This is a genomic window from Streptococcus vulneris (assembly GCF_019218685.1).
GTDB lineage: Bacteria > Bacillota > Bacilli > Lactobacillales > Streptococcaceae > Streptococcus > Streptococcus vulneris.
Genome location: NZ_JAHUZC010000011.1, coordinates 72,224 through 82,121 on the forward strand (window position 1 = coordinate 72,224; position 9,898 = coordinate 82,121).

8 protein-coding genes are annotated in these 9,898 nt (G+C 36.7%); 3 read left to right on the forward strand and 5 right to left on the reverse strand.

Features of this window, described 5'->3' with window-relative positions:
• Window positions 1-555 precede the first annotated feature (555 nt).
• From KUA57_RS07970 to KUA57_RS07985, 4 genes are all read right to left on the reverse strand, one after another.
• On the reverse strand, window positions 556-1,605 hold the full coding sequence (locus KUA57_RS07970) for a DUF389 domain-containing protein (protein WP_218494029.1): 1,050 nt from the start codon (window positions 1,603-1,605) through the stop codon (window positions 556-558).
• A 290-nt stretch (window positions 1,606-1,895) separates the two neighbouring features.
• The gene (locus tag KUA57_RS07975; RefSeq protein ID WP_004242726.1) at window positions 1,896-3,407 is read right to left on the reverse strand and encodes an ATP-binding cassette domain-containing protein; all 1,512 of its coding nucleotides are present in this window, start codon (window positions 3,405-3,407) and stop codon (window positions 1,896-1,898) included.
• Between the two features lie 798 nt (window positions 3,408-4,205).
• Window positions 4,206-5,180 carry a sensor histidine kinase gene (locus tag KUA57_RS07980; RefSeq protein ID WP_061864316.1) on the reverse strand — a complete coding sequence of 325 codons (975 nt, stop codon included), beginning with the start codon at window positions 5,178-5,180 and terminating at the stop codon, window positions 4,206-4,208.
• Window positions 5,173-5,850: a response regulator transcription factor gene (locus tag KUA57_RS07985; protein ID WP_000548991.1), complete on the reverse strand. Its 678-nt coding sequence runs from the start codon at window positions 5,848-5,850 to the stop codon at window positions 5,173-5,175. The genes KUA57_RS07980 and KUA57_RS07985 overlap by 8 nt, the downstream gene beginning before the upstream one ends.
• A gap of 408 nt (window positions 5,851-6,258) precedes the next feature.
• Between KUA57_RS07985 and KUA57_RS07990 the strand changes: the two genes are divergently transcribed.
• The 3 genes from KUA57_RS07990 to KUA57_RS08000 all read left to right on the forward strand — a co-directional run bounded on the left by KUA57_RS07990 (window position 6,259) and on the right by KUA57_RS08000 (window position 8,890).
• Window positions 6,259-6,828, forward strand: coding sequence for a TetR/AcrR family transcriptional regulator (locus KUA57_RS07990; RefSeq protein WP_125456124.1), 570 nt, complete (start codon window positions 6,259-6,261; stop codon window positions 6,826-6,828).
• Between the two features lie 88 nt (window positions 6,829-6,916).
• The gene (locus KUA57_RS07995) at window positions 6,917-7,693 is read left to right on the forward strand and encodes a ferredoxin reductase domain-containing protein (protein WP_218494030.1); all 777 of its coding nucleotides are present in this window, start codon (window positions 6,917-6,919) and stop codon (window positions 7,691-7,693) included.
• 123 nt (window positions 7,694-7,816) lie between these two features.
• A complete protein-coding gene (locus tag KUA57_RS08000; protein WP_218494031.1) occupies window positions 7,817-8,890 on the forward strand; it encodes a DUF2974 domain-containing protein in 1,074 nt (357 codons plus the stop codon).
• A gap of 90 nt (window positions 8,891-8,980) precedes the next feature.
• Here KUA57_RS08000 and KUA57_RS08005 read toward each other — a convergent pair.
• A partial coding sequence (locus KUA57_RS08005) for a MucBP domain-containing protein (RefSeq protein ID WP_218494032.1) occupies window positions 8,981-9,898 on the reverse strand: 918 nt, incomplete at its 5' end.

A 9,898-nucleotide genomic window follows, 5' to 3' on the forward strand; every position in this document is an offset into this window, starting at 1 on the left:
TATTTCACAATAAATGAATACTATCAAAGATTCATCCCCTTTCACTTCATCATTTAGTGTTGCTTAGATTTATCAAAAACAACCAAATTTGTATTAATTTCAAGTATCACCTAGTTACAAAAATTTGGGGTGAACAGAAAAAGCATCCCGTATTTTTGATACGAAATGCTTTCAATAAGTTTAAATAAGTTTTAACGTTTACTAAATTGTGATGCTTTACGAGCTTTTTTCAAGCCTGGTTTGGAAAGTATGAATTTCAGTTGGACTAAAAACAGCGTAATATCAAGACTTTTCTCCGCTTTTATAAAAGCGTTTTTCCAATCAAATTCAACTAATTTTATCTAAATGGTGTGGATTTTACCCCCAAAATTACAGAGAATGGAGCTGATAAACACTAAACGTTCACACCATTAGTTAAATGATTTTTTTCATCATTTTTCTTAGATGATAGAACTTCTAATTTATTTCTTATTCAAGCAAAAACAACCTGCTATAAGTAAGAAAGAGGAAGATACAAGAAAAACACGGCGTAAAAACCGATTCAGTTCATTGTCCTCAATCCTTGTCTGCTTCATTTTCTTTTACGAGATCGTTTTGTGAATCTTTTTCAGAGAGTTTTTGATCAATATACTTGTCAATGTTTTCATAAAATTCCTTGGTCGCTTCACTATCTAATGTTGGCGAGTTCTGAACTTGATTCACTTTCAATTGAACAGATTGAATACCGTAAGAGGCTTGTTTTTGGTGGAGCGTTTCTAATTCTTCTTCTGAAATCGGATCTCCAACAACCGTCAAGACCAATTCATTGTTCCTTGACTTGTAGACTTGATTGATAACCGTATGATTGGCGAACTCTTTTCCTACAAACTGTTTGATCCCTTCTTTGCGCGCTTGTTCTATTGTCAGAGTAACTGCCGAATAGCTAGCTGGAAGAATCAACAATACAATCAAAGAAATCAAGCCAATTCTCATTTTAATGTTTAGCTCTTTAAATGAACTTAAGGGAGATTTTCTCATCATAATTCTTGTTCCAACAATGTTGATTAGCATGATAAAGACACAGTTGATCAAGAAAAGATAAAGAGCCCCAAATAAAAATCGTACATTCCCATTAGCTAAACCATAGCCAGCAGTACAGATAGGCGGCATCAAAGCTGTAGCAATGGCTACTCCTGGCACGATATTGTTTGCTTCTTTTTTCCTTGAACCGATCACACCAGCAATCCCACCAGCAATAGCAATGAGAACATCCCAAATGGTTGGAGAGGTTCGTGCGATCAACTCGCTACTTTCATAAGATAAGGGAGAAATCCAGAAATACAGAGTCGAGACAAGCAAACTGACCAACACTTGAGTCAATAAAACCTCTAGAGATTGCTTGATTAAACGCGTATCAAAAATAGCTAAACCGAATCCCAGTCCAACAATCGGTGTCATGAGAGGTGAAATTAACATGGCTCCAATAATAACAGCTGTTGAATTCATATTTAGACCGATAGAGGCAATAAAAATTGCACACATCAAAATCGCTGTATCTCTCAATCGAACATGAAGGTCATCGTATAATTTCTCACGGTATTCCCGTGTTGAATAGTTTCCGGACATTGGTTACTCCTTTTATTTCATATAATCTTGTTTCTGCATGGATGATGGTAGAGAGACTTCTGTCCAAACTGACATGTTTTTAATTCTTACCTGTGATTCTTTTGAACATTATCATTTAAATATCCATCAGTCCATCCTACATATTATATCAAAAAATTTACAATCTTTCTCTGAAGAAATCAATTCATTTAAAAGATAGAGAAAGGAAGAAATTTTTGTATCCTTATCCGAAAAAGAAAAACGATATCTCCTGAACCTTGATACTATGCGTTTTATTCTTTATAATTTAGCTATTTCAAAATTACAAGTTCTCCATTCTTAATTTCCCAAACTTGGTCAAACTTACTTAATAATTCGTTTTGGCGATGTAAAGTAACAATGACGGCACTTGGTAGTTCCAGAACTCTTTCCAATTCCATTTTAAACTGATTAGTATCCAATGCAGAGAAAGGTTCGTCTAGGATAAGCAATGGATTTTTACGATTTTTCTCACGATTTAAATACATTCGTTGTTGCTGACCACCTGACAGGGATTGTGGTGGAATTTTTTCAAAATCTTCTTCTCTGAATTTTTCATTGAAACTATTGAATAGCGTTACATTATTTTCATAACTTGAAATAAATGTATGTTCTTGTTGCAGAATCATACCGAATCTTCCCCAAAGATGGTCCAAAACAAGCCCATCTAGCACAATTTGTCCTTCAAAATCTTCATCTGTTCCATTTAAAATGTTGAGAAGACTACTTTTTCCAGACCCATTCTTACCAATAAGCGCAATTTTATCCCCTTTTTGAATCGTAGCGGAAGTAATTATCAATTTTGATTCTCCCAGTTGTTTGGAAATGTTTTTCAAAGTAATCGTATCAAAAGAATGTTGAGGTGCTTGAACTGAAACGGGTCTCCCAACAATGTTTTGAAAACTCTTGATTACAGGCTTTACGGACTCTAACATTTGTAAATCATAAAGGATTTCCTGTATTGGTTCAGAAAAAGCATTAATATATCCGAAACTCGCCACCACCTCAGGAATACCGAGTTGCTGGTGAGATAAAGAGTAGGCTAAATAAATAAACAGAACAAGACTAATGAATTCAAAAGAAACACCTGTCAATAAGATGCCTGTAATTTTTGTCAAACCATACTTAAAATACTTATCCTGCAAATTCTTTAGAGAGCTCTTTTGTTGATTCAAAAAATGCGACATAGTTAGTTTATTTACCAAATGATGTCCCATGAGCAAATCCTCCAAAGTTCGATAGTAATCTCCTTGTTTTTTCAAGTAAACCTGTCTACGATTAGCGGTCAACTTCCCAACGATTTTAGGAATTTGAATACTAATTCCAGTGGAAAAGATTAAAATCAGTGATACAATAGGATTAATTGTTCTGCTAATAATGAAAGCGTAAATGATGATACGTAAAATTTGTTTGATAAAACTCATCAATGGAGGAAGGTAATCCTTTTCCAACGAATCTAGGTCATTAGATTGATAGGAAATATACTCTGCTACTGTTTTCTGCTTGAAATCGTGGTGACTGAGTCCCAGAAGTGAACGAAACCACTCATTTTTCAAAGTAGTCGAAAAGATAATCCCCTGCTTCCAATCAAGTATCATTTGGATATAGTTACAACTCAAATAGCCTGCCACTGACATAGAGTAACCATATAGAGCTACTTGATAATCCCCTTTGATTAATGCCTGCGTGAAATACGGTAACAAAGCTGTGCAGATATTCGATACTACACCAAAAAGAAAATTAAAGAAGAGATACCATCTAATAGTTTTAAGATATGGTAGCATATACGATACTCCTTGCTAATGCGTTTTTTTACATATCTCAGAACAATCTCTACTATTCCTTATTTCAGATAGTGCGATACTCGGACATTGAGTGCAATAATTGTAAATCACACAAGTTCTGCAGTTTTTACTATCATTCAAAATATAATTTGCTATTTTGTAAAATATAGGTCTATCCCATGTTTCTTTGATAGATGTAAAATGAATATTTCCAACACTTCTATTGAAAGTAAGCTTTTTCAGTTTTTCTAACGATTTAGGCTATTTCGTGACACACCCACAATCCGTGAAAATTCTGGTTATATCAGATTATGTGATTTTCGTAAGAATTTTATATTGTCTCCAATCATGGTAGTCTCCTTTTACTTGATAAAACTATTATAACATTTAGAAATTAAAAACTGGTTCAAAATCAATAGGATGTGTGTATTCGATACATTCAATAAATTCTTGGAAACAGTTCTACACCAGTTACACAAATCTATATATACCTATCTCATTCAAAATAAAAAGAAAGCTGCAGTTCTTTTAATCCTGTATCAACGATTCATTCTGAAATCGAATAGGAGACATTTCCCAAGTCTACAATTCACTTCATCTCAAATTAATTTTTGTAATTCACCCATAGTTTATAGATTTTATACTCAACAAAAGTATAAAGCATACAAAACTTCACTTTGAACCAGTATTTATACTATATTCCGTATTAAAAATTCTATTATTGGTTTTGTAAAAAACAGTCTTCAAATATCCTGAAATATAGCAAAAAGAGATTGGGTAAAAACTCATTGTCTCTTCTCACTCAAGGACTAAGTTTACTTGAGCAAACTGAATCCGCACTATCGTTCCTTTTCCAACCTCAGACTCGATACGAATCTGGTGCCCCAGTTCTTCAGAAATTTTCTTAGATAGATAGAGGCCAAGTCCAGATGACTGCTGGGTTAGGCGTCCATTATATCCTGAGAAGCCACGTTCAAAGACTCGGAGGACATCACTGTTTTTTATCCCGATTCCCGTATCCTTGATACAAAGCTCTTGTCCCTCCATATAAATCTCCAGACCACCTTCCTTGGTGTACTTGAGACTATTTGAGATAATTTGTTCAATGACCACTAGTAGCCACTTCTTATCCGTCACGATTTCTTTATCAAGGTCATGTAGATTGACATTTAGGCCTTTTTGAATAAAGAAAAGAGCATATTTACGAATTATTTCCTTAACCAAGTCCTCGATTTGAACCTGCTTTAAGACCAAATCATCATGGAAACTTTCTAAACGCAGGTACTGTAAAACTAGATTGGTATAGGAATCTATCTTGAAAATTTCCTGTTCTAACTGCTGCTTCAGTTGGCGGTCAGCTACTTCTGCAACTAATAGTTGACTGGCTGCAATGGGGGTCTTTATCTGATGAACCCACAAGGTATAGTAATCCAGCAAATCCGTCAGTTTTCTTTCTGAATCTGACCTCCGCTGATAGAGTTCCATCTCACGCGCTTCTAATTTTTCAGCCAAAACTCTTTCCAATGGAGATTTGGCTTCCCTTTCCCCATAGAGAATTTCCTGACGATAGACCTGCATTTCCACCAATATGTCCCAAGTGAAAAATAAGATAGTTACAAAGCAACACAAGAGGAAAAAGTAGAGAAAGTAAATTCCCAAACTGGCAAATAAAAACTGAAAGAGCAAAACTAGAAATGCTAAAGCAAGCAGATAGACAAACAGACGACTACGGGAACGCAGATAGGCTAGAAAAAATTGTTTCCAATCAAGCATGCTTCAGTCCATACCCTATCCCTTTCTTGGTCTCGATAAATCCTACCAAGCCCTGCTCTTCCAACTTTTTACGCAAACGAGCCACATTGACAGAGAGGGTATTATCATCAATGAAAAAGTCACTGTTCCAAAGCTCCCGCATCAGGTCATCACGCGCTACAATATTGCCCGCATGCTCAAACAAAACGCGTAAAATCTGGAATTCGTTCTTGGTCAAATTCAAGACTTGCCCTTGATAATGCAAATCCATGGATTTGGTATTGAGGATCACACCGGCATATTCCAGTAAACTCTCGTCACGCCCAAACTCATAGGAACGGCGCAACAAACCCTGAACCTTGGCTAAAAGAACCTGCTGGTCAAACGGCTTGGTCACAAAGTCATCCGCCCCCATATTAATCGCCATAACAATATCCATAGCCTGGTCTCTCGAAGACAGAAACATGATGGGTACCTTGGAAATCTTGCGAATCTCCTGACACCAGTGATAGCCATTAAACAAGGGCAGTCCAATATCCATGAGGACCAGATGAGGTTCCGACTGGACAAAAAGACTCAAAACTTCCATAAAGTCTTCTACCAGAACCACTTCAAATCCCCATTCAGAGAGCATTTTCCCGACTTGTTGACGAATAACCTGATCATCTTCTACTAATAAAATCTTGTGCATCTGATTCTCCTTTGCTAATTTTAGGAGTCTTAAATCCTTTAGTATAAATAGAGGGCTTAGTATCTAATACTTTTTTGACATTTCCTTGTCACAACAGCTTAAAAACAGATAGTGAATAACCCCATTGATATCATACCTTATTTTCAGACATAGTGCCAGCCTTACCCTTTTATTTTTAATTTTTTCAACCCTCATTTCAGTTCTTTTATACATCCCCTTAACCAAAATTTATATCTATTCTTCCAAACCTTGAGTGTAGTTAAAACGACACTCTATACTCTTCTAACATTGAAAAGCTCCTTATCAAGTGGTATCCGTAAAAAGTTCTAGCTTTCAGATTGACAATCTGAAAAAGATTTGTTAAGATATGAATGAACGATATTTAATATTCATTCATAAAAGAGGTGAATCAAATTGGACAAAAAACAGGCTTTGAAATCCGCAGCTTATGAAGTTTTTTCAAAAAAAGGATACAAGGCGACAGGAATTTCAGAAATTGCTAGACAAGCTCATATGGCAGTCGGATCTTTTTATAACTATTACGAAAGTAAAGAGGCTATTTTTTTAGATATCTATATTGATGAAAACAGCCGTGTTCGCCAAACTATGATCGAAGAACTGGATTGGGAAATTGATATGATTGATCTTATTAGTCAACTCTTTGCTCAATCCAGAGCACTCGTTTCTTCCAATAAAATCCTTGCAGAATGGTACAATCCTGCCATAGCAGATGAGTTGCATAGCTACTATTCCTCAGAAGAAGGGAAAGTCACGAATCCATTTCATCAATTTCTCGTGAAAACCTTTACTCATCGTTTGCAGGCTGAAGGCCATTCTCCAGAAAAAATTCAAGATATTTTACAAGTTTACAACCTATTTTACTACATGGATATTCATATCACAGAAAATGATTTTCCAGATATTAGCAAAACTGTAGAAATACTAGCAACCAACTTCATTAAAGGAATACTGAAATAAAGAAATCTTTTCTTTATTTTTTGGAAATTATTGAATGAAAAAAAATATTATTCATTCATAGAAAATTACTACACTATAGGAGTTAAAAATGAAACGAGGGAAAAAAATGTTCATAATTATTCTAACTACACTTGGAGTGCTCGGCTTTATATCTTGGGGAATCATTACCTATCTTGGACGAAGTCAAACTTTATCGATAAAATCCATTGAAAATCCCAGCGGAGATTTGTATTTAGTTCACATCACAAAACCAAAAAATCAAATATGGAAAGCTGGCTCCTTTGCTCAGTTTAAGCTTCCTGACAGCGCGTTTGGTCCAGACAAAAGTCCAGTAAAGGAGAATCAGGCTAGCCGATGGCTAACCCTTGCTTCCACTCCTGATGAGGATGAAATTCTTATTGTAACCCATAATAGTGGTAGCGTGTTTAAGGAAACCTTAACACATTTACCAGCTGGTAGTAAAATTGAAATGAGGTGGCTGGAGTCATCTTTATCTGTTAAAGACAATGACCAAGCACTGATTTGTTTTGCCTCTGATGTCGGTATTTCTACTCTACGTCCAGTTGTGAAAGAGTGGGCTGGTAACCGCTCCATCATTCTTAATCATTTAGACAAAGGAGTAAACATTTTTGATAATGAGTTAAGAGAGCTTAGTAAGAATAATCCGAATCTAACTTATAAAACTAGCGAAACCTTTTCTCAAAGCCAAGCATTTTTAAAAAATGCGGTTATGAAATACGGTAACCAAGCTATTTATCTCTTAACCGGCCAACCTGATGATATAAATGAGATGAAAAATTTCTTAAAAGAGAATGGGATTGACGACAAACAGATACAAACAAGTATGTTTAGAGGTTTGAAATAAAAGCCAACTGTCTTCTATGTGTCTGAATCATACCATTATAGGTCGGTATGTAGAGAGCTCGTACAAACCAACTAGTAAATTCTATGTGATTGTGATAAGATAAATAAAAAGAAAGGAGCTATTATGGCCAATATTTTTGATTATCTGAAAGATGTCGCACACGATTCCTTTTACGACCTTCCTTTGAATGAATTAGACATTCTAGCCTTAACAGAAATCACCTACCTCTCCTTTGATAATCTTGTCTCCACAGCTCCTCAACGACTTTTAGACCTGGCACTTCAGGTTCCAAGGGAGCCTAACATGTTGACCAGTAAAAGTCGCCTCCAGCTATTAGATGAACTAGCTCAACACAAACGCTTCAAAAATTGCAAACTCTCCCATTTTATCAACGACATCGACCCTGAGCTGCAAAAGCAATTTGCTGCTATGACCTACCGCCTCACTCTCGATACCTATCTGATTGTCTTTCGTGGGACTGATGACAGCATCATTGGCTGGAAGGAAGATTTCCACCTGACCTATATGAAGGAAATTCCTGCTCAAAAGCATGCCCTCCGCTATTTAAAGAACTTTTTTGCCCAACATCCTAAGCAAAAGGTCATTCTGGCTGGGCATTCCAAGGGAGGCAATCTAGCCATCTATGCTGCTAGTCAAATTGAGCAAAGCTCGCAAAATCAGATCACAGCAGTTTATACCTTTGATGCGCCTGGTCTCCATAAAGAGCTGACACAAACTGAGGGCTATCAAAGGATAATGGAGAGAACCAAGGTCTTCATCCCACAAGGCTCCATTATCGGTATGATGCTGGAAATTCCTGCCCACCAAATCATCGTGCACAGTACTGCCTTAGGTGGTATCGCCCAGCACGATACCTTTAGTTGGCAGATTGAGGACAATCACTTCGTCCAACTGGATAAGACCAACAGTGATAGCCAACAAGTTGACACAACCTTCAAGGAGTGGGTGGCCACAGTCCCTGACGAAGAACTCCAGCTCTACTTCGATCTCTTCTTTGGCACCATTCTTGATTCTGGTATTACTTCTATCAATGACTTGTCTTCCTTAAAGGCTATCGAACACATTCGTCATCTCTTTGTCCAAGCGCAATCACTCACTCCAGAAGAAAGGGAAACCATGGGACGCCTTACCCAATTATTGATTGATACCCGTTACCAAGCATGGAAAAATAGATAATCCACATAAAAAACCCAACTAATCACTTGATTAGTTGGGTTTTCATTTATGAAATTGAATTCCTTTGTTTAATCTTTAATGATTAAAACATTAGTCTTCTTTTTTCTTGCGTGCCACAAGACCAAATCCGCTCAATACTCCAAGAAGTCCAAGAGCTGCTAGGCTTGAGTGATCTTCTGTACCAGTATTAGGCAATTCCTTAGCCGGTTTAGCTGGAGCTGGTTTTGATGGTTTCGCAGGTTCTGGTTTCACAGAAGGAATGATTTTTTCATAAACATGAACTGTGTCGCCATTTGGAAGTTTCTTAGTTTCTACGAAGCGGTAGCCTGGAATATCTTTCTTAGGTTGTTCGCCATCTTCACTTGGATTACCTGGAATTTCGTTTCCTTCTTTATCCTTGAATGATGTCTTAACTTTTTCGTAGACGTGCTCTGTATCTCCATTTGGAAGTTTCTTAGTTTCTACGAAGCGGTAACCTGGGATATCTTTCTTAGGTTGTTCGCCATCTTCACTTGGATTACCTGGAATCTCGTTTCCTTCTTTATCCTTGAATGATGTCTTAACTTTTTCGTAGACGTGCTCTGTATCTCCATTTGGAAGTTTCTTAGTTTCTACGAAGCGGTAGCCTGGAATATCTTTCTTAGGTTGTTCACCGTCTTCTGTTGGATAGTTTGGAATTTCTTTACCATCTTTATCCTTGTGACTTGTCTTAACTTTCTCATAAACGTGTTCTACATCGCCATTTGGAAGTTTCTTAGTCTCTACGAAGCGGTAGCCTGGAATATCTTTCTTAGGTTGTTCACCATCTTCACTTGGATTTCCTGGAATCTCGTTTCCTTCTTTATCCTTGAATGATGTCTTAACTTTTTCGTAGACGTGCTCTGTATCTCCATTTGGAAGTTTCTTAGTTTCTACGAAGCGGTAACCTGGAATATCTTTCTTAGGTTGCTCGCCATCTTCACTTGGATTACCTGGAATCTCGTTTCCTTCTTTATCCTTGAATGATGT

Bases quoted from the DNA above. Each gene is read 5' to 3' on its own strand.
- KUA57_RS07980 (WP_061864316.1), bottom strand. From the start codon at position 5,180: ATGCTTGATTGGAAACAATTTTTTCTAGCCTATCTGCGTTCCCGTAGT.
- KUA57_RS07995 (WP_218494030.1), top strand. From the start codon at position 6,917: ATGAAACGAGGGAAAAAAATGTTCATAATTATTCTAACTACACTTGGA.
- KUA57_RS08000 (WP_218494031.1), top strand. From the start codon at position 7,817: ATGGCCAATATTTTTGATTATCTGAAAGATGTCGCACACGATTCCTTT.
- KUA57_RS07970 (WP_218494029.1), bottom strand. From the start codon at position 1,605: ATGTCCGGAAACTATTCAACACGGGAATACCGTGAGAAATTATACGAT.
- KUA57_RS07975 (WP_004242726.1), bottom strand. From the start codon at position 3,407: ATGCTACCATATCTTAAAACTATTAGATGGTATCTCTTCTTTAATTTT.
- KUA57_RS07985 (WP_000548991.1), bottom strand. From the start codon at position 5,850: ATGCACAAGATTTTATTAGTAGAAGATGATCAGGTTATTCGTCAACAA.